This is a genomic window from Terriglobia bacterium (assembly GCA_020073085.1).
In the GTDB taxonomy this organism is placed as follows: Bacteria; Acidobacteriota; Terriglobia; order JAIQFV01; family JAIQFV01; genus JAIQFV01.
Map to the genome: position 1 here is coordinate 1 of JAIQFV010000042.1, position 21,172 is coordinate 21,172.

Here is a 21,172-nt window from a genome sequence, read left to right on the forward strand (position 1 = left end):
CATCCGGGCAGGGGCGGCCGCGCTGGGGGTCGGAGGGGAACTGGTCCAGGCGGAGGCCCTGAGGACGGGCCGGCCGGGAATCATTACGGCGAATGCGCGGAGATTTGTAGCGGCGGTCAAGGAAGCCCGCGCTCAAATGGGCCTGCCCCAAGAGGCCGCACTCGCCATCTCCAGGTGAACCGCGCTTCAGGAAGTTCCAGCGAGTGGCTGTAGCAGGTTGATTTCCACGCGGTGGGGGATCATCCGCGGCGAGGGGTGGGCTTGCCCCGCTGCTCTGGCCTTTACCTTATTTTTCGACCACAGCTTCCTTTGCAAGCTCAGAAATCCGCAGCTTCTCGGCGCGGGCCAGGAAATAAACAGCCACCAGAATAAAGAACACCGACGCCCAGTCCTGCATCGTGGGGAATTTGGCGCCGAAGATGAAGAACATGAGCAGGGTCGCGGCCGTGCCGGCCAACAGCGAGGTGAGCCGGTTCACGAGTCCTGCAAAGGTGGCGGTACGTCCCTTGAACATGAAAATGAAGACCGAGAAGAATGCCAGAACGCCATAGGGGAGCCCGGAGAGAATGGCGCCGGTGCTCGGGTGGGCCACCGCCCCCCGAAACTCCGCGATCGGCTTCGACGTCCAGTTGAGGGCGGGAGCTCCAAAATAAAAAAATACGACAATGGCGGCCATGGTAAGACTTGCGGCAATCTGTTCGATCGCAAAGAACCCCTGGTTATCGAGCGGGACGCCTTTGGCGCGAGTGTTCTTGAAGTAGTTCATGATATAGATGCGGATCATGTAGGCGGTAATATAGAAACCCATGATCGTCATCGCCTGCGGGGAATGAAGGAAGTCGAAGCTGCCTCTCCCCGCGCCGGGCTTGAGTCCGATCCACTGCGAAGCGTGCATGCCATGGCCTTCCAGAAAGGTCACCAGGGGAAGCAGCAGCACATTCGTGGCGACCGCGAGCAGCGCAAACACTACGGCCCAATTCTCCTCGGCATAGACCCGCTTCTTGAGGATCCCTTGCTGGATCTGGACGGCATCGACCAGTCGGCTGATCACGATGATGCTGCCCCGCATGATCACCATCGCCACCATGACCGAAATCGGCAGGGTGTACATCAACGTCGTTGTCGGTATCACAATGGCGGTGCAGATGCCCGAGGGGATGATGTACCCGACCTCGGAGGGAACCGTGAACGGACCCCACTTCACCCGCCGGTTTGACTTGAGCTTAATCCAACCCAGGGCAAAGACCACCGCCAGGGCAATCCCACTCCCACCGAGGGTGTTGTTGAAGAGGTAGGCGACCTCCGGCATGTGGAGCGGGTAACCCCCCGTGAAGACTTTCGCAAAAATGCCGTTGAGGACGTACAGTCCAAAGTAAGCCACGCAAAGCTGAAGCAATCGCCCGGTGCTCCCCGGGGCAGTCTTCCACATCGCGTTTTCCTCCGCGGAGATTCTATCATGCCTTTTCGACGGGACTGCCGGAATGCTCGGGTCTCACGACAGACCGCTGTGCGGCAAGCGGGTGGGGGAAAGGAAAGCACAGGAACTCCTTGGACCTCTGCAGGAAGATAACGATCCAGGACGATAACGATCTGAGAATAGAAAAACGAGGCGTTCATGGATTCAGTTGGTACAATGGAGGGTGGCGGGACAAATCCGGCGAGAAGCTTATAGAAGTTTGGAAGGATCGCATATGAATAATCATTTCCCGATTCTTATCATCACGGGCCGGCCGGCCGCCGGCAAATCGGAAGTCATAGACTTTTTGAAAAAGTGCGACCCGATTGTGCGGCTCGAGAAGTACCACATCGCCAACTTCGAGGAACTCGACGACTTCGCCTATGTGTGGGAAACGTTCGAGCTCGACGATTTGATGGCTCAAATGGGCCAGGAGCGCGTGTGGAGTGACGAGAAGTATTGGTTCAAAGATCCGTACATCTGGGACCTCTATATGAAGCGTCTGGCGCTGGATTACAGGAAAAAGGTCACGAAAGACCCTGCCTATCACGACAGGATAACAACCCTTGTGGAGTTTGCACGAGGTGGCGAGAATGCCATTCACCATGCGCTCTCCTTCCTTTCCGATGATATGCTCAGCAAGGCGTCGCTGATTTATATTCGGGTAACTTATGAAGAGTCGGTGCGCAAGAACCGCCGGCGTGCACGCAAAGGCGAGGAGGATTCGATCCTTTACCACTCGCTGCCCGATGAAAAGATGGAGGCGTACTATAAAACCAATGATTGGGAAAAGCTCGAAGCAAGGGACCCGGGCTATATTGAGGTGAATGGACACCGGCTTCCTTACGCGGTCTTCGAGAACATGCCGGAAAAAACCCTGGATCCGAAACTGATCGGCGCTGAACTCGAACGTGCGACGGCAAGATTATGGGAGATTTACAGCAAATGATCTATGGGTGAAGATTCGGAAGATCAGCAGCTCTTCAAGAGAATTTGCGCCGAGAAGGACAGAAGAAGCGATCATTAGGAGGCCAGGAAGACAGGAAGTTAGAAACCTTTAATCTGGAATGGAGTTGATTGTCCGGGAAGCTTTTCGTTGACGATCGATCTCCTGGGTTCATGGATTCCTAATAAATGTTGATCCTTGTTCCGGTTCGGCGAGGCGAGGGAAAGCCACATTGCTCTCAAAGCTCTCGACAGTCCTGTAAGGCAGGGGCCGGTCCCTTCCCGGAGAAAGCTCCGCGCCTTTGCGGTGCGCGCTTCAGTGGGTTGACCTGGCCTTGGGAACGGCATTCCACAGGCGAAGCATCAGGATTGCGCCGATGATCGAGAAGCCGATCATACTCGGTCCCCACGCCCCCCAGCCCAGGCGTTCCAGCATCCAGCCCATGCCGATGCCGACCGCAGAACCCCCAATGTACTGCATTCCGTCAAACATCCCGGTGGCGCTCGCGGCCGCTTTCTTTCCGCCGAAATCCATGGAGGCGGTGCCCGAAAGCATCGAGTGGACCATGCTGATGGCGAACGAGTTCACGATGAAGGCGGCAACGATGAGCGAGAGGCTGGGCGCCCACCAGATGATCGCGAGACTGGCAACCTGAAGAGTGTAACCAATGAAGGCCACCGGTGGACGGCGCGACTTGAACACCCAGTCCGATATGGTGCCGGCCGCGAACGCGCCGAGAATTCCCGTCGACACCACCGCGAGCGCTCCGGATTCGAAAACGCGCGAGTTGAGCGCGAGGTGTTGGGCCTCCTGCATGTATCGCGGGAACCATTGCTCAAATCCGTGCCGCACGAAACCGGTACAGAATTCTGCTATGGCAATGGTCACAGTAACGGGATTGGTGAAGACCTTTCGGGTGAGGTACTTCAAATCAGCCTTTTCGGTATCGCCACTCGAGGCGTCGGCTGTATCGAAGTCTTCGAAGCCGGTATCTTCCGGGGAATCCCGCACGAGCCAGAACGTCAGAATTGCCATCACGATCATGGTTCCAGCGGGAATAAAGAACACCCATTGCCAGGGAAGGAAGGTTACCGCAATGGGTCCAATGAAATAAATGAGCGCCCGTCCACCCTGAATCATCGATCCAAAGATCGCGGAGAAGACCCCTCGCTCGCGCACATGAAACCATGCCGAATTGACCTTGATGAGCGACAGCGCACTGTAGGACTGAAAGTAGCCGTTCAGGGCCCAGACGCTCGAGAAGTAAGCGAGCAACAAGGTGCCGGTGCCCAGGAACCCGAGGTAAGCACCCAAACCGAAGGCAAGATTAGAGACGATGGCGCCGCACACGCCGATGAGCATCGCCTTGCGTCCTCCGATACGGTCGGCAATCGGCCCGTTTAACAGCGCCGAGAGACCATAGACCGTCAGCATGGTGGAAATGATAGTGCCGATCTGGGTCTTGTCCCAGCCGAACGTGTCGGAGAGCGACTTGTTGGCGAACGAGAGGTTGTACCGCGCCATATACATCGTGGCGTACGTGGTGCCGAGCGTCAGCCAGTTCAGGGCGCGTCGTCGTCGGAATGCTACACTGTGAACGGGACGATCCAAAATGGTAGTCATGGGGGTCTGCTCGAGTGATCCGGAGTGAATTACCGGTGGCTATTGTGTTCTTCCCGTGGCTTAAGAAAGGCAGGTTTGACCCGTATCCCGAAGGTGAATCCTCATAGAAAATCCCACCCGCGGCCGGTGGTTTAGAAATCTTCAGAGCAGTGGTCCGAGGGGGCAAACATTACAGGCCCCCCTCTTTTCCTCGAGCTGCAATTTCCAGCCCGAGCCCGATGCCTCGATGCCGCCGCTCCGGGTTACCTCTTCGGGGTGATCGCTGAGCCCTGTCGCCCTTCAGATCCCCGATCTCAAATTTGAGATTTCAGATTTTGCCAGCCGACTGCAGAGAAGTCTTCCACTCCCACGGTGATCGCCCCGCATCGTTGCCTTGCCGCCCTCGGCGAGCTTTCGCGGGGAACAACCGCGGCGACCTCCGGATGCAGGATTTGCGTTGCCGCTCGCACGAATGGGAGAAGAGTCGATCGATTCTTCCTGCGACTCCCCAGAGAATATCCCAGGGGTTCTCAACTTCGGAATTCAGGATTGAGGTGTCGCGTTACCCTGTGACCGACTTCCAATGACGAATCGGCGCCCATCATAGGCCGGAGTCACCGTCCCCTTCTTGCGGATTTGTTCGACAAGAACGTCCCGCCGCGCCTTGCCGGTGTTGTTAACCTCGATGCCTTTCAAGGCGTAACCGGCAAAGTAGGAATTGGTTGCCCCCGTGTAAACGCGATCGTCTTCCACAGTTTTTCCCCCGACCGTCACCTCTCGAAGCTCGCCGTTTTCCAGCCGGTAACGAACCCCCGAGACCGCCGGCCGTGACCTCGAGAGAACTTCCTTGAGCTGCCGCCCGGTAATCTTGAAGGTCATGACCTTGTTGTCGAACGGATCCATATCGATGATGTCTGCCAGCGTGATATTTCCCTTCACCAGGGGTGCCCTCACACCGCCCAGGTTTTCGAATTCGACATCGGTCCCCATGGCCTCGCGGATGGAATCGGCCACCAGATTGTAAGGCGCCAGGTCGTCACCGCGCTCACTGATGTCATCCGTCGCCTTGCCAATGATTTCCCCATAACGGGTTGCGATCGGCTTCCAGTAGCGATCGACAACCGCAGCCTCCGACGGATCTTCCGGGATATCGGGCGTAATGGGGATGAGGCGTGCCCGGTACCGATCCACATGCCACACCCCTTGCTCGTCTTTGGTAAACAGCAGATCCAGGCGGCCGAGTTCGCCGCCCCATTGGTGTGCCTGCGCGATCACTGTCCCGTTCACTTCCTTTGCCTTGAGTTCATCGGAATGCCACACCAACTCGCCGGCAGGAAGGCGCGAGTGCGAATGGCCGCCGACAATGACATCGATTCCCGGGACTGCGGCGGCGATCTTTTCATCCGTGTCTTCCCCGGCGTGCGAGAGGGCAATGACAATGTCCGCCCCGGGACGGAGTGCCTTTACCATGTTCCGGGCTGTTTCGACTTCTCCTGCGACAGTGACCCCATCCTTGCTGGCGGGATAGGTGGCCGCCTCGTGCGTCAAGAGACCAAAAATCCCGATCTTGAGGCCTCCCACCTCCCGGATCACCGAGGTCTGAGTCAGAGGCTTGCCCGTGGAGTTTTCAATCGCATTGGCACAGAGCACGGGGTAGTGGAACTCCGAAATGAGTTTCTTGAGCAACACGAGCGGGTTGTTAAATTCATGGTTGCCGAGAGTAGAAAAGTTGTATCCCAAGGCGTTCATCGCCGCGATATCCGCCTCGCCGTGGTATTCAGTCGAAAAGGGGGTGCCGTCGGAAAAATCTCCGGCATCCATGAGCCAGACGGCCGTGCCGCGGGCCTCAAGTTCCGCGCGCAGGCGCTTCACCAGGGTGGCCCGGCGGGCAATCCCGCCGATGTCTCTTCGAACCTTGAGCCCGGCGAGTTCAGACCCGGCAGGGACGATGGAAGGATAACTGAAAGGTAACAAATGTCCGTGCGTGTCGTTGGTATGGAGTATCGTGAGTGAGACTTGTTGCGCTAAAACAAGCGATGACAGGAGCAGAAAGGAAAGCAGGTAATACACAACAAGCCGAGCAGCCTTCATGACGCGCCCTCCCTGGTGACGGTAAGTATAAGGCTCGTTCCCCCTCTAGGCGAACCGAAGGAGCGAATCTGAATCCCTTATATTATCACGAGAGGATTCTCGAACCGCAATGTTGCCATGATTAAGATTTGATTAAGATTTTATGTTGAGAAGAAGGGGACAGGCCAAGGCGAGTCGTTGCCCGGGTCCTTGCAACCGTCGAGACGACGGGGAAACGCAAGGACCAATCGGGTCCTCATTCCACACGCACATTCGCCTTCAATGAAGAGGGTCATGCCTATGGGCTTCCAGAGCAATACATTTCGGCACGACCGCATTCCCTTGACAACTAACAACTGAGAACCGACAACTGAGAACTGACAACTCCCCTCACTTCACAACGTCCAGCAGGTTCCCATTGTCGTCAAAGAAGCTGATCAGGACCTTCGCGGTGAGTGGATTCGTGTTGGCCACGATGATTTGAGTTCGGTACCCACCGCCGTCGGCGATCTGCGGGAACACCATTGGAATCGAAGCCGGCTGATTGAAATCCGCGATCGGGAAGAGGGTCAGCAACGATTCCCCGCGCGTATTCGCAAGCGACCGCAACGTGAGTGCCGCAAAGGGGGCGGGAGCACTGAGATTCAGCACCCCGGTAAAGCCCGCCGGAAGGCCCGAAACCAGTTGATCTACAAACGCCGCCAGGTGCCCGCTGGGAGGCAAAGTGACCGAGGCGATGGTCCCGGCCGGGGTCAGGCCGTCCGCCTGGAACGCTTGAAGCTGGACGGACAGAGGTTGGTTGTTGGGATTCATCAGAGCCAGGCCCGTATCATGACCGCCCGAGAGGTCGACATAGATCAGCGCGTGCGAGGTGGGAGTGGCACTAGGAACGCCCGACTGAGTGACTACCGTCGCTCCCGGCTCGAAGCTGAATATGCCGGCACCGGCCGGGGTGGGCTTGAACCCATCGGGAAGGATTCGGATTGACCCGGCATGCACCGTGGCGGGGGAGCCGTCCGTCTCGAACACGAACACGCCGTTGGCCGCGATGCTGTAAGCAAAGCTGGTCCCAGCGACTCCTCCCACGGGACGCACCGAAAGAGGTGACCCGTGGTCGTCCAGAACTTGCAGTGTGCCGGTCTCCACCCCCGTGGTGGAATTGAGCAGCAACACAGTGGTCCGATAACCTCCCCCATCTGCCATCTGTGGGAAGATCAGAGTACTGGATGCGGCACTCTGCGTCAGGTCCACGGAAGGGGTCGTCGTTAACAACGTCTCCCCACGCTGGTTGACCACCAGTCGCAGCCCCACCACCGAGATGGGTTGATCACTGGATACTTCCAGGGTTCCAAACTGGATTGCCGAGCCAAAGTTGCCTGGCAGCGCAAATCCGGGCGCCACATCAGCTAACTGATCCAGGAATCGCGCCCGATGTCCTCCTGCCAGGAGCGATCCATGCCCGACAGTCAATGTGGTTCCATCGGGTCCTCGCAGGGTGACGGTGAGGTTGGCCGCCGCCGACCCCAAGTTGACCACGGCAATCCCGGTGGAGACATTGATGGTGCCGGCGCTAAGGTCGTCTGACTTTGCGGGGACGTTTGTCCGGAAGTCCACGAAAATGCGTGCCGCTGTAGTCACCGGTTCCGACGGGACTCCCGCTTCACTGACCACCACGCCGTTCTGTGTCAGGCTTAACACTGCCGTGCTGAAAAGGCCATCGTTGACGTCCGCTTCCCGGGCGCTTTTCGAGAGGACGGGGGTCGCCGTCGCGTACCCTGCTTGTGCATTGTTGCCCTGGCCGCCCGTGAGGAGACTCCCTGCGCCTCCTCCCGGCGCCGTCAACAATGCCTCTCCCACTGCCGTCTGCGTGACCGTGAAAGTGAATCCAGCGATGCTCATGGTTCCGCTGCGGAGGTTGTTGCCCGTGTTGGGCGCCACTGTGAAATGGACCTCGCCGTTTCCGCTCCCTCCGCCCGTGCCTTCGATCGTGAGAAAGCTGTCATTGCTGGTTGCCGTCCAATTGCAGCTGCCAGCAAAAGTGACCTTTACAACACCGGTTCCTCCCGCCGGCCCAAACGATCGATCGGCCGGCGAAATGGCTGCAGGATTCGACGTCTGGATCGTGGCGGTACTCGTATTATTGGAGGGATTCGGATCGGTTCCCGGAAAACTGACTGCCGCCGTGTTAGCGATGGATATCTTGTCGGCGATGCCACAGTCGAGTGCCAGGGTGAGGGTCAGGGCGGCTGTTTCCCCGACGGCCATGCTGGTGGACTTGCTGCACGTCACGACGCTTCCTGCTCCCAGGACACAACTCCAATTCGCTGGACCCGCCCCAGATACAAAGGACAGGTTGGCCGGCAGCGTGTCCGTCACTTGAACACCCGTCGCAGTCAGGGGACCGGCATTGTTAACGGTCAACGTATACACCAGGTTCGATCCCGCCTGAGGGGTGGCTGTCAAAGTCGTCTTGGAGACCGACAGGTCAGCATTCTCGGCAACCGTCAGGGTGGCTGTGTTGCTGGTGGCCCCTGGTCCACTCTGGGTTGAACTGACCGCTCCCGTCGTATTGTTCAAAACGCCCGACGATGTTCCTGTCACGTTGACAGTGAGAACGCAGGTACTGGGGACCACAGCGGTCGAGCGGCCGCTCTTCGCGGCTCCCGGGGCAAGGTTGCCGCCAGTGAGACTGACGCTGCCTGCGCCTGCGTTGGCTGTGAATGTTCCTCCACAGTTACTCACGGCTCCGGGGGTCGCGGCCACCTGGAGCCCCGCGGGGAAGGTGTCTGTAAATGCGATTCCGGACAACACGATCGTGTTGGTGCTGGGATTGTTAATTGTAAACGTCAGGGTGGTGGTGCCGTTCAAGGTGATGTTGGAAGCGCCAAATGCCTTGGTGATCGTGGGAGGGGCGACCACGGCGAGGCTCGCCGAGGCCGTGCCGCCGGTTCCGCCCTCCGTGGACGTCACTGCGCCGGTGGTGTTGTTCTTTGTCCCTGCGGTGGTCCCCGTCACATCCACTGAGAATGTGCATGACGTGCTGGCTGCCAGGGTCGCGCCCGACAGGGCGATGCTGCCGGATGCCGCGGTCGCTGTAATCGTGCCGCCGCCGCAAGTGCCGGTCAGTCCATTGGGTGTCGAGATCACGAGGCCTGCGGGCAGGGTGTCGGTGAAGCCAACCCCTGTCAGCGTGGTTGTGGTGTCATTATTTTGAATCGTAAAGGTCAGCGAAGTTGCGCCATTCAATGGGATCGAAGCGGCCCCGAATGCCTTGATGATCACCGGCGGCGCGACCACCGTCAACGATGCATTTGAGGTATTGCCCGTCCCGCCCTCGGTCGAGGCCACAGTGACGCTGTTGTTTTTCACACCGGCTGTCGTCCCCGTTACGTTCACGGAGAAGGTGCAGGAGGCACTGGCTGCCAGGGTCGCGCCCGCCAGACTTACAGAAGAGGACGCGGCAACGGCGGTAATTGTGCCGCCTCCACAGGAGCCCGTCAGCCCGTTAGGCGTGGACACCACCAGCCCCGCAGGCAGGTTGTCGGTAAAGGTCACACCGGTGAGTGCAATGGTGTTGGCTCCGGGGTTTGTGACAGTGAAACTGAGGGAGGTCGAGCCATTCAATGGAACAGTGGCGGCCCCGAATGACTTCGTGATGGTTGCCGGCGTGGCCACTGAAAGATTGGCCGATGCGGTGTTGCCGGTGCCGCCATTGGTCGACGACACCGCTCCCGTGGTGTTCGTGAAGGCTCCGGATGCGGTCCCGGTGACATTTACGGCCACCGTGCAGTTGCTGCTGGTTGCGAGAGTGCCTCCGGTCAGTGAGATGGCGCCCGAACCCGCCACCGCCGTGGCCGTTCCCCCGCAGGTGTTGGTCAAACCATTAGGTGTCGCTACGACGATGCCCGCGGGCAGCGTGTCGGTGAAGGCCACTCCGGTCAGCGCCACCGTGTTCGCGGCCGGGTTGGTGATCGTAAGTGTCAGACTTGTCGTCCCATTCAGCGGGATGTTCGCCGCGCCGAACGCTTTTGCGATGGACGGCGGCGCTACGACCAGAATGCTTGCCGAGGCCGTGCCGCCGGTTCCGCCCTCCGTGGACGTCACCGCGCCGGTGGTGTTGTTCTGCGTTCCGGCGGCTGTGCCCGTGACGTTTACGGAGAAGGTACATGAACTGCTCTGTGCCAATGTCGCGCCCGAAAGATCGATGCTGTTGGTTCCCTGGGCGGCTGTAATGGTGCCGCCGCCGCAGGTGCCGGTCAGTCCGTTGGGTGTCGAGACCACGAGTCCCGCCGGCAAGGTGTCGGTAAAGCCAATCCCTGTCAGCGTGATCGTGGTGTTATTGTTTTGAATCGTGAAAGTCAGCGAGGTGGAACCGTTCAATGGGATCGAAGCGGCTCCGAACGCCTTGATGATCACTGGCGGCGCCGTCACCGTCAACGACGCATTTGAGGTATTTCCCGTTCCGCCGTTCGTGGAACTCACCGTCACGCTGTTATTCTTCACGCCAGCCGTTGTGCCCGTCACGTTGACAGAAAACGCGCACGAGGTCGATGGAGGCAAACTCGCGCCCGACAGGCTCACGCTTGAGGAGCCGGCGGCCGCTGTAATGGCGCCCCCTCCACAAGAACCAGTCAATCCGTTGGGAGTCGCTACCACAAGCCCTGCAGGCAGGTTGTCAGTGAATGCGGTCCCGTTGAGCGTCGAATTGATGTTGGTGTTGTTGATTGTGAAGGTGAGGGACGTCGATCCGTTCAGCGGGATTGTAACAGCGCCAAACCCTTTTGCGATGGAAGGCGGGTTGATGACCGTGATGCTTGCGGAAGCGGTATTGCCCGTTCCCGCGTCCACGGAGCTGACGTTGTTTGTCGAATTGCTCGATATGGCGTCGAAGGTGCCTGTAACGTTGACCGAGAAGGTGCAAGCCGAGGCTGCGGGGATTGTGGCCCCTGACAGAGTGACCGACCCCGATCCGGCCGTCGCCGTAATCGTTCCGCCGCCACAGGATCCGGTCAAGCCGTTGGGAGTGGCAATCACCAGGTTAATGGGGAACGTGTCACTGAACCCGACGGCGTTGATCGCGGCCACGTTAGGATTGGTGATTGTAAAACTCAGGCTGGTGGCGCCGTTGATCGGTATCGTTGCGGCCCCGAAGGTTTTGCTGATCGTGGGCGGCACGAGGACGACGATGTTGGCGTTGACGGTCTGGTTGTCCACTGTGCTTGAGCCTGCGCCTAATCCACCGATCGGGCCTGCCGTGAAGGTGGATGTGGCCGTGCTCGAGGTCAGGGTCGCGTTGGTAGGATTGACCGTACCCAGAGTCCCGGCGAATGTCACCGGGGCGCCGTCCGGTATGCTGAAGCCCGTTTGACTGTTGCTGTTGGTGTTAATGGCGGTCGTCAAGTCAGAGGTCTGGTTGACCCGGATCGTGGTGGGCGACGCATTCAGGGTCAACACCAGCCATGGATCGAAGGTCACTCCTGAGGCGGCGATCATACTTGCAGGTGAACTATTGGTTCCCCACCAGTTGTTGATGCCCGTGATTGTGCCGCCGTTGGCCGCGTTCACATCCACGGCAATGGGGCCCGTGGTAGAGGTGTTATTGGCAATTCGGCTGTTGGTGACAGTGGTGGTTCCTGTATTGCTATACAGGCCCCCACCGCCAGAGGCTGCGCCGTTTCCTGTGATCGTGACATTGGAGATGGCGGTGGTGTCGTTGGTCACCAAGCCTCCGCCAAACCGGCCGGAGGTGTTGCCGGTGATCGCGCTTCCCTGGTCGATGGTTATGGGTCCCCCCGAAAAGACGCCTCCTCCATCATTTCCTGCCACATTATTTGAAATCGTGGTGTTGTGAATCTGATAATTGGTGCTTCCGCCGCCAAAAGTGAAGAGACCTCCACCTTGCTGGAGCGGTGAGGCCGAGGGGGCCTGATTGCCGGTGATCGTCGAGTCCTGGATGGTGAGGGTGGTCACGTTACCGGTGAATCCGATGAAGATACCTCCCCCTTCGGTGCTCGCCCCTCCGGCAGTCCGCGCCGTGTTGTTGGAAAAGGTGGTATTGCTGATGGTGATCGTTCCCCCATCGAAGAGTGCAACGCCGCCACCATCTCCATCGACTGTGCTGTTATTGGTGAAGACACAGTTGGAGACGGTGAGAGAGCCGTCCCCTGCGAGCCCTGCGTCAAAATCGAAAGCGCCTCCTTCTCCATCAAATGAATCGAAGGGTTGTTGATTCCGTCCAAATTGAATCATGACCCCGGAGAGGTTCACAGCGAATCCCGGGAGCGCGCCAAGCGGATTAAACGAGAACACCTTGTCTACGCCGTTCGTCGCATCGGTTCCTCCCTGGATAATGGTATTGGCCGGACCGTTCCCCGTGATGGTGATGGCCGCGAGAACAGCGAGTTCGCCTTGGGTGGCATCCAAGGAGTGGCCGGGAATCGTCAGTGTAAAAGGGATCCCATCGGTCGCAGCACTAAAGACAATCGTTGACCCCGAATTGGCGTTTGCAAAGAGGATGGCATCGCGCAGCGAGCAGGTTCCTGTGCCGGTGGTCGCACAACCGGGGGAGTGAATCACATCGGCGGTGCTGTTGACCGTGACCGTCGCCGCCGCACTCAGCGCCCGCCGCTTTTGCACTTGGGAGGGCGTGAGGGGAGTGTAAGGCGAGCGCCAGCCGGGCCTGCCTCGGCCCATCGTGTATTCTGACCGAGAGGTCTGCCCCCAGGCCGGCAGATTGAAGAAGACCACGGACAACGCAAGCGCAAATGCAAAGCGAAACCAAGCTTGATTAGAACGGCTGCAAATTAAATTTTTCACTCAGGCCACCCTCTTTAGAAAGATATTTGACTGGTATACACAACCGATGATCACAAGAAGAACCGAATCCTCCGCACAGGGGCGTCGGCGAGCATTGCTGAAAGGGAAGACCACATTGAATACACAACGGGATAAGCGTGCCTTTCAGAGCCAACTGTTCGACCCTTCATCGGGAGAAATTCTCGATCCGGACGCCGGGTTCCCTTTTCAAACTGGTGATCCCGGGGGAACCCCCCGAACTTGGATTTGGGAATGGCAAAGTCAGCCTTGCCGTCTTGGATCAGGAACTAAAGCCTCAAAATGACTGCCATGGGACGTCAACCCAGATATCCCCAGGTAATTCACCCTCGGTAAAAACTACTTCCTTTGCTCCAGCATTCCTGCGATTCCTTATGGCCTCGGGGGGAAAACTCCTTGGAGCGCAATGATGAATGTCAGGGCGAGATAGGGAGGCATGTTGTTATGCGGAAAACTGCTCCCTGCCAACGACGTGGCCAGCGGGCTCATCTGAACATTATTGACTGAAGTTGGGGCGTAGGCGGGAGGCCGGCCCCTGCCAACAACTGTCCCCCAGGTGTTATTGCTCGGGGAATTAACCCCGCCGGCACTTCCATCGCACTTAACCGTGTGGGAATGAGGGGGCAGTTCACTCTCGATGAGAGTCACCGCTTCTTGTCCGCCACTTTCCCCCAGAAAACGCATGCTCAATCCGGGGCCTTGCCCCGCGTGCAAGGGCGTTGCTCCCTGAAGGTTCGGCAGGGCAAAGGTGCTCCTGCCGTCGCCCCCGTAAAATGTACCAATGAGCGAGAACAACGCGGTATTTTGACTGATGGGCATCAGTTGACCATTGCAAAAGGCCCAGCCTGTGGGCGCAAAGTTTCCCGCGAAGATTCGGATTTCCGCTACAAACGGGTTTGCCATAAAGTTTGCCCCTTTACTAGTTCTGTGAGGGGAATATCCCCTGGAGAGCGATGATGAAGTTCAGCACGAGATAAGGAGGCATGTTCTCGTGCGGTTGATTGCCCCCAATCGGCAGTACGTCAGCAGGGTTCATCCCCGCACTAGGGGTGGGACTGTAGGGATTGTGGGTATCCGCCCCCCATAGATTTGCAGCCGGCGTGGACGCGGTGGCCGGGTTGGAGCTGCCAACCGGCCGGTGCGAATGGGCAGCCATTTCACTGAGGAGAAGAGTGTGGCTGGTCTCTCCGCCCGATTCCCCCAGGGTAATGCCGTCGCCGACGTGGACGGGAACACGGCCCTGCAGGTTGGGAAGGCCGAAGTTGACTCTCCCATCTCCGCCGTAGGTTGTGCCCAGGATCGAGAACAAGGCCTGGTTTTGGTTGATGGGCAGGAGTTGCCCGTTGCAAAAGGCCCATCCCTTTGGGGCAAAATTAAAGCCGACGATTTTGACCTCTCCTAAGAACGGTTCCGACACGCGACCTCCTTCCAAGACGTGAGTGCTTACCCAATCAAGTCTGCGATGGGAAAATTCCAAACAGAGCAATAATAAAATTGACCGTCAGGAACGGCATCATGTTTTCATGGGGCTGTGATCCCCCCGTCAGACTCAATGCACCGGGATCCATCGATGCGCTGGGCGGGCTTGCCGAGAACTGATTGAGACTGGATGACGCCCATACTCTGTTAGAGGGATTGCTGGCTTGTCCGGCACCCGACTGGGCTTGGGGAAAATGGCTGTGCGCGGGGATCTGATTGACGGTCAAGGTGACGCCTTCCACCCCTCCGAATTGTCCCAGGATGAAGCCGGGGCCCTGGTGAATGGGAATTCGGCCGCGCAAGTCCGGGAGAGCAAAGGTCTCTTGTCCATCGCCGCCATAAGTAGTCCCGATCAAAACAAAGAGCGTTTCGTTCTCGGAGATCGGTATCAACGAGCCGTCACACAATGCCCATCCCGCGGGAGCGAAATTTCCCGCGAACATCCGAATTTCGCCAATGAACGGTTGAGACATGCCTGCAACACCTCCTTCTCCATGACCTGAGAAACCGCGGCGAGCCCAAGGAACTGAAAACGTTATGCAGCCTATGATCCGCAGCAACCCGTCAAACTCGGGGACAAAGCCTTGAGGTGAAGCATGCCTCACCTCATCATCATGGCCGGAAACTCTAGGTCAACGGATCGTGGGTAGTATTCGAGGGGAAGTTCGTTGAGCCTTTCGGAGTTCTTTCCCTTGTTTTCTTCCGGGCGGATCGTTTCCTACGAAGGAGCCCCCAAGCCTTACCAACTCTCGCATTCTAGGTCGGGAGGTGGGGCGAGTCAAGGATGAACTGCGGATTTCATGGGATAAAGAAAATTGTGACGGCCATCACTGCAAAACTACACCTCTCTTCGATTGAATTTACTTTTTTTTTCGCGCAGGGATTGCTTTTTCCCGGGAAGCAGGATAACCTCCGCGGTCAAGAATGGCTGGATTGAAAGGAGGCTACACTTGTCCATCTCTCGCCGTGTGTTCCTTGGAGCAGGAGCCTTATGGGGCATTGCTCAAGGGGCGGATCTTATTCATCCTCTCATATTGAATGCGCAGGGGCGACTTCCTGCTGAGACGGGAAGGGGGGAAGGGCTGACCCGGCCCCGTCCGCACGAGCTTATCCGCGAAGGCTTGCATGCCTCGGATATTGACCACCTCTCCGGGTTGCGCAAGGATGACTTTAGCTCGCAGAAGGGTGAGACTTTCAGGGCTTTTCCACCAGACGGAGCACCCGTCAGCCTTCAGTTGATTGAAGTTGCTGATATCAAACCACCCGCTGGAAAAAAGAGACTTGAGGCGCCGGCAACGAGCCCCAACCCTGGTCAGGAGTGCTTTTCGTTGATCTTTCAAGGTCCTCCGGGAACCACGCTTTGGCAAGACACTTTCAAGCTGGTTAACACCCAGCTTGGGCAGTTCGCCATGCTCCTCGTCCCGGTCGGAAGGGACTCGTCTCATACTTATTTTCAGGCAGTCATCAACCGCCTCACACCTTAGGTACCGGGCTCGGGAGGGTTGAATCACGGTTTCCTGGACTTCCGAAGTGGCATCGACCTTCGAAGTTGAGGTTTGAGCGTAACACGCTCCGTCTCATTTGCGGCAGGAGATGCCCCTCTCCGAGCCCTGGTTCAGCCTCCCCGTTTTTTCCCAGTGTGTTCGCCGTGACCGTTTACGAATCGGGTGGGCGCCACTCGAGGAGATAGTGAAGGCCATCCACTTCCAAAGGCACTCCGGACTGCAATCTAGGTTTTAAGGAGTCGATTGAAGATCGCCTCGTAGTAAACCGCGTTCTCGTCTCCGCGGATAGGAACCAGGAAGATGGAAATGTCTCCCATTCGATCATGTTCCAGCGCATAGGTTTGTTGCGCCAAGATGGGCTGCTTAGGACCCCGAAACTCGAGCGCAAAATGCTCATACGGCCCTTTCCTCGTCGGGTCGGTCACTCCCACGAGTTCCAGCTCGAGGCTTTCTTCAACATCCCGGACCACACGGAACTTTGTGTGAATATTCTCAGCGAATTCAGAATACTGTGGTTTCTCCATCTGTGATTTAGGTCTCCCCTCTGAATCCCTTTAATCTTGAAGAGTCAATCTTTGGGTGGCAACTCTCGCTTGTTCTTAATGGGGCGGCTCGGCCAAACCTGGTGAGTTACAAATTTCTCATCTCCAGCTTCAGACCTCAGTCCCCTTACTGTCTGGATTGAAGTATTATTTAGCGCCACCTATATCGGATGTCGGCTTTTCGACGGGAGTCCATATCATCTCGGAATAGACACCATCATCTCCGACGCACACAAATCCAAGCCGCTCGTAAAGGTGTAAAGCCGGGTTGCCTCGCAGGACGTGCAGGCGCACCATCCGGTTCATTCGGGCGGCCTCCGCCTGCAATCTTCCAATCAGATATCGGCCAATTCCGACCCCGCGATGTTCCGGTAGGAGCGATATGTCGACCAGAACAAATTCCTTGGGGCCTTGATCGACAAAGAGACGGCCGATGCTCTTGCCGTCCTTTTCGATGATCGAATGCCGGACATTGACGAATTGGGCCTCGTAATGCAGGTGCTGTGCTTTAAACTGCATCCGCAGGAAGACCTCCTGCTGCGACGGGTTCCACCCCCAGGCGGCGACTTCCTGGAGTCGCGTGCTGCAGTACAATTGATAGAGGAAATCCTCATCGTCTGGACAAACTGGCCGCAGAGTGATGCCGCTCATTCAGTTACACTCCAGTATTTCGATGTCTCGAATCCTCAAAGCTGGGCGAGCCCCAGGAGTCCCGTTGAGATTATATTCCAGAAGTCCCGCGGAGCCGACAATGAACAGATAATTTTGAGATCGGGTCGCTTGGAAGAGTACGACTGGTGTGCGGACTGTATTAAGGCTCACCATAAGAGAGGTGAAAAACGGATGTTTGGAGTAATGAATCTCTTGCCCTGACCAGACATCGTTGCCCGAGAGGTGCGTAGGGCCCCAAGGCCGGATTTTACCGGACAGGTAATGAGTTGCTGGTCATTACCGAAACGAGTTGAGCACTGCTGACAACAGCTACCTTTTTTCCCGTCTCCGCGTCCCACACTTGAATATGCCCCTCAGTCGCAGTGCCATGGTTCCGCTGTCAGCGGAGAACCCCACTTTCCCTGCAACATTCCACAGTTGCGCCAGTCGCTCGAGTCCCACCAATGAAGGCTGGATTTCAAAAAGCTAGTTTTTTGAAGGGCCTGCTGTGTTAAGATCAGTCAGCGTGCCGGCGTAGCCTTATGCCGGACGGAGGCGAAGACCACACATTGCCAGAACCACCTAAAGGGCGTCTGGAAGTTTTCTGAGATGCACGTTGGGTGATGGTGACTGGCATCACAACATGTGACCCTGAAACAAGAGGATGATTTGACGTTTGTTGAGTAAGACCCCGGTCCCGTTTTAGTCAAGACTTGTGATAACGGAAGGATTGAGTTGTTTTCCCGAGATGGATACATCTCCGGGATGGTTTCCCCCACAGGTCAAACCCGCGTACCCAGGCCATCGATTCCGGTTGGTTCGATGATTTCAGAAATCGTAGAGGCGTCTTTCCGGGTGGTCTGTGGGGAAAACGCCGAGCTCCCTCCGAGAGGTTCTCATGCGCTCAGGAAGATATGATGGGACTCCCGGCCTGGCTTTAATCCAAGCAGAAGAATCATCAAAGGAAAAACTTCAATGACACGTTGTCAAGGATGGACTCATTTATTATTCGCCCATTTAAAGACCTGCCAGTTCCCCCTCATCGCTGTGCTCCTTCTTTTCCAGGTGGTACCCGCAAGGCTGGCGGCAGCAGGTTCAATGCCCCCAGTGAGCTTTCTGGCCCCGCGTGTCTATCCCGTGGGCCGCGTTCCCCAATCGATCGCCCTCGGTGATTTTAATAAGGATGGACTAAGGGATCTGGCGGTGGCGAATTCATTCGTCGACAACCTCTCCATCTTGTTAGGCCAGGGGGATGGGACCTTTCAGCCGGCGGTGAACTACAGCACGGGCACTCGGCCCAATTGCATCGTGGTGGGCGACTTCAACGGTGATGGGAACCAGGATTTAGCAGTTGCGAATAGTTCGTCGAACAACGTTTCCATTCTGTTGGGGAACGGCGATGGGACATTTCAGGCCGCGGTGAACTACAACGCAGGAACTGGCTCCATTTTCCTGGCGGTTGGTGATTTCAACGGGGATGGGAAACAGGATTTGGCGGTGGCCAGCCCGGGCTCCCACAACGTTTCCATTTTATTAGGCCGGGGTGATGGGTCGTTTCAGGCGTCGGTAGGCTATCCGGGAGGCGATCGGCCCGATGCCGGAGTATCGATCGTGTTCAATGCCTCGGCGAAAGCCTCAATCCCGGACCACGCCCAGGCGCATCTCAGCATTCCGCCCACAGGGGTCAACACTTTCTCGACAGGAGGGAGTGTCCCGACCGTGAGCGGTGGTTCTGCCGCGGTGGATGGGCCGATGTACGGCACAGCGGTCTTCAGCCTCACCCAAAACGGGTCGGTCGTCAGCGAAGCTGGAGTGCCCGCATCTCCGCCGACCACGGCAGCACGGATCTTCATTGACTATCGTAATGGCGTTCCAAATAAAGCGGATGCCGTGGAAGCAGGAGGCATCAACATTAACACCGGGGTGGCGATGGTGAATCGCGGCGTAGGCACGGCCCACCCGGTCTTCGTGCTGCGCGACCGTCAAGGGCAAAGCGTCACCGCGGGAAGTGGAATGCTGCCGCCCAACAGTCACCGGGCATTGTTTGTGGATCAGCTTGGCTCTTTCGCTCCCGGTTTTAATCTGCCGGCTGGTTTCGCCTCTGGGAGCGGGTTAGGGTCGCTGGAGATCCTCAGTGACCAACCGCTTTCGATCACAGCCTTGCGACTGACCACAAACGAGCGGGGAGACACATTGATTACCACCACGCCAGTCGCCGACGAAGCCAGTCCGCCGTTGGCCACCCAATTGTTCTTCCCCCAACTCGTCGATGGAGGAGGGTACAAGACGACTCTGGTGTTCATGAATACCTCCGACACCATGGAGAGCGGGATCCTAAGTCTTTTTGGTGACGATGGGCTGCCGCTGGCGTTGCGTCCGGTCGAAGGCGTCACGCAGTCTTCGTTTATTTATCAAATTCAACCCCATGGGGTGGTGGTGTTTCAAACCGATGGTTCCTCGGAGACAGTGAAGGCGGGATGGGCACAGTGGGTGGCAGATGGGGGAATGACAGCGCCGGCGGGAGCAGGAGTCTTCAGTTATACCCAGAATGGGACGCTGGTGACCGAATCAGGAATCCCAAACGCCACGCCGACCATGCATGCGCGCATCTATTTGGATAAGTCTCGGGGTCATGACACCGGCCTGGCCATAGCCCTCCCGGGTCGTGGTTCTTCTGGAGGCGGCGGAATGACTGTGAACGTGGGGGCCTTTCAGCTGGATGGGATCACAGCTGCAGGCAGTGGGATGGCCCAGCTGAATCTCGATGCGTTCGGGCATGAGGCCAAGTTTGCGGGTGAGTTGATCGGTGGGCTTCCGGATGGGTTTACCGGGGTGCTGGATGTTTCCTCGTCGGATCCCTTCGTGGCGCTGACACTGCGATCACTGGTCAACACCCGCGGGGATTTCCTGCTGACCACGTTTCCCATTGCAGACTTCAGCCGGCCGGCGCCGCCCCTGCTGGTGTTTCCGCAGATTGCAGATGGAGGAGGCTATCGGACGCAGTTCATCCTGATCAACCCGAACGGAAGCGCGATGAACACGACACTCAGCTTTTACGATGATAATGGGTCAGCTTGGGCTGTCAGCTATTAGGATCACGTCGTGACTCGGGTGCCCTCAGGGCGATGTTGAACGCACGGGAACGGCCCGAGGAGCCTAATCCATGCTCGTTTCATTCAGCGGGAACGGACTCCACACCACTAGAGGGATCGCTGGGGTGGATGCTATTCCGGGTTAGAGTGTAACAATGGGTTCCGCTCCGGTCTCAGTGGGGTGATCAGTGGTTGGCTGCCGAAGAAGCGATGAACCGCGGCTATGATCCGGATGTGATTTACTTTCCCGTGTGAGCCGCCGAAGGCAGCCCCACGCCCCCCTGTCAGCGGAGGAGGCGGTGCAGCAAGGAAGGTGCGGAAACAGCCGCAATCTCCATTTCCGGCACACGGTTTGCCAACTTCATCGATCCATATTCAATCCCCGAAAGATTCGCCGATTGATCCTAAGCGATGAAAAGCTAAGAGGCACCCAACTCGAATCAGGACAACTTGAGTCCGCGAAGAGTTGTTCGATTGCAGCACGTGATGAACTAAAAAACTACAGGTTTTCATAAACTAAGCATCCACTTTTTCATATGCCATCAAGTCTGCTTCTGGAGGAAATCGTTTTCACTTCTTTTCAGTAATTTCCATCTGAATGAAGTGTACTAGACTTAAACTGTCCACATGTCGATCCCAATGAGTGATTCCGAGATTTCGTATTTGCCTCTGCCGCACTTGTAGCAAGCTTCTATTATTTGATTGAATCTACAAAACTTAAATAATCTCAATCAGGCATCGATCAGGGAACAAAAATTGCTGGTATAAGTTTGAACTCTTTAGAGTGCCGTGTTGGAGCGGCCAGCCTTGGTGGATTGAAGAGTCGGCGTCTTATCTTTCCATTTTCCATCCTTTAGCACTGCTGTCCAAATTAGCTGAGATTCAAGACCCTGACCCGCATGAATATTGGTTAAAACTGTTGTGATTGTCGATTTTCAAGTTCAGGTCTCCCATTCTGCTGTCCCAGTTAGCGATAGGAAAATTCCAGTTGTTGG

At 57.2% G+C, this 21,172-nt stretch carries 11 protein-coding genes; 2 read left to right on the top strand and 9 right to left on the bottom strand.

What is annotated here, in order from left to right:
- Window positions 1-286: 286 nt before the first annotated feature.
- A complete protein-coding gene (locus LAO21_21880; protein MBZ5555367.1) occupies window positions 287-1,429 on the bottom strand; it encodes a hypothetical protein in 1,143 nt (380 codons plus the stop codon).
- A 262-nt stretch (window positions 1,430-1,691) separates the two neighbouring features.
- Between LAO21_21880 and LAO21_21885 the strand changes: the two genes are divergently transcribed.
- The gene (locus LAO21_21885) at window positions 1,692-2,405 is read left to right on the top strand and encodes a hypothetical protein (protein ID MBZ5555368.1); all 714 of its coding nucleotides are present in this window, start codon (window positions 1,692-1,694) and stop codon (window positions 2,403-2,405) included.
- A 312-nt stretch (window positions 2,406-2,717) separates the two neighbouring features.
- Here the strand turns inward: LAO21_21885 and LAO21_21890 are convergent, their stop codons facing one another.
- The 8 genes from LAO21_21890 to LAO21_21925 all read right to left on the bottom strand — a co-directional run bounded on the left by LAO21_21890 (window position 2,718) and on the right by LAO21_21925 (window position 17,085).
- Window positions 2,718-4,025, bottom strand: a complete 1,308-nt coding sequence (locus LAO21_21890; protein MBZ5555369.1) for an MFS transporter — start codon at window positions 4,023-4,025, stop codon at window positions 2,718-2,720.
- 522 nt (window positions 4,026-4,547) lie between these two features.
- Window positions 4,548-6,095: a bifunctional metallophosphatase/5'-nucleotidase gene (locus LAO21_21895; protein ID MBZ5555370.1), complete on the bottom strand. Its 1,548-nt coding sequence runs from the start codon at window positions 6,093-6,095 to the stop codon at window positions 4,548-4,550.
- A 369-nt stretch (window positions 6,096-6,464) separates the two neighbouring features.
- Entirely contained in the window at window positions 6,465-12,767 is a 6,303-nt protein-coding gene (locus LAO21_21900; protein MBZ5555371.1) for a DUF11 domain-containing protein, read from the bottom strand.
- Between the two features lie 513 nt (window positions 12,768-13,280).
- Window positions 13,281-13,811, bottom strand: coding sequence for a tail fiber protein (locus LAO21_21905; protein ID MBZ5555372.1), 531 nt, complete (start codon window positions 13,809-13,811; stop codon window positions 13,281-13,283).
- Between the two features lie 16 nt (window positions 13,812-13,827).
- On the bottom strand, window positions 13,828-14,325 hold the full coding sequence (locus LAO21_21910; protein MBZ5555373.1) for a tail fiber protein: 498 nt from the start codon (window positions 14,323-14,325) through the stop codon (window positions 13,828-13,830).
- Between the two features lie 34 nt (window positions 14,326-14,359).
- On the bottom strand, window positions 14,360-14,860 hold the full coding sequence (locus LAO21_21915) for a tail fiber protein (GenBank protein MBZ5555374.1): 501 nt from the start codon (window positions 14,858-14,860) through the stop codon (window positions 14,360-14,362).
- 1,256 nt (window positions 14,861-16,116) lie between these two features.
- Entirely contained in the window at window positions 16,117-16,416 is a 300-nt protein-coding gene (locus tag LAO21_21920) for a hypothetical protein (GenBank protein MBZ5555375.1), read from the bottom strand.
- A gap of 165 nt (window positions 16,417-16,581) precedes the next feature.
- Window positions 16,582-17,085 (bottom strand): GNAT family N-acetyltransferase, encoded by a 504-nt coding sequence (locus LAO21_21925; GenBank protein MBZ5555376.1) that lies wholly within the window; start codon window positions 17,083-17,085, stop codon window positions 16,582-16,584.
- A 975-nt stretch (window positions 17,086-18,060) separates the two neighbouring features.
- On the opposite strand from LAO21_21925, the gene LAO21_21930 reads away from it, so the two are divergent.
- Window positions 18,061-20,178, top strand: a complete 2,118-nt coding sequence (locus LAO21_21930; GenBank protein ID MBZ5555377.1) for a VCBS repeat-containing protein — start codon at window positions 18,061-18,063, stop codon at window positions 20,176-20,178.
- Window positions 20,179-21,172 lie beyond the last annotated feature (994 nt).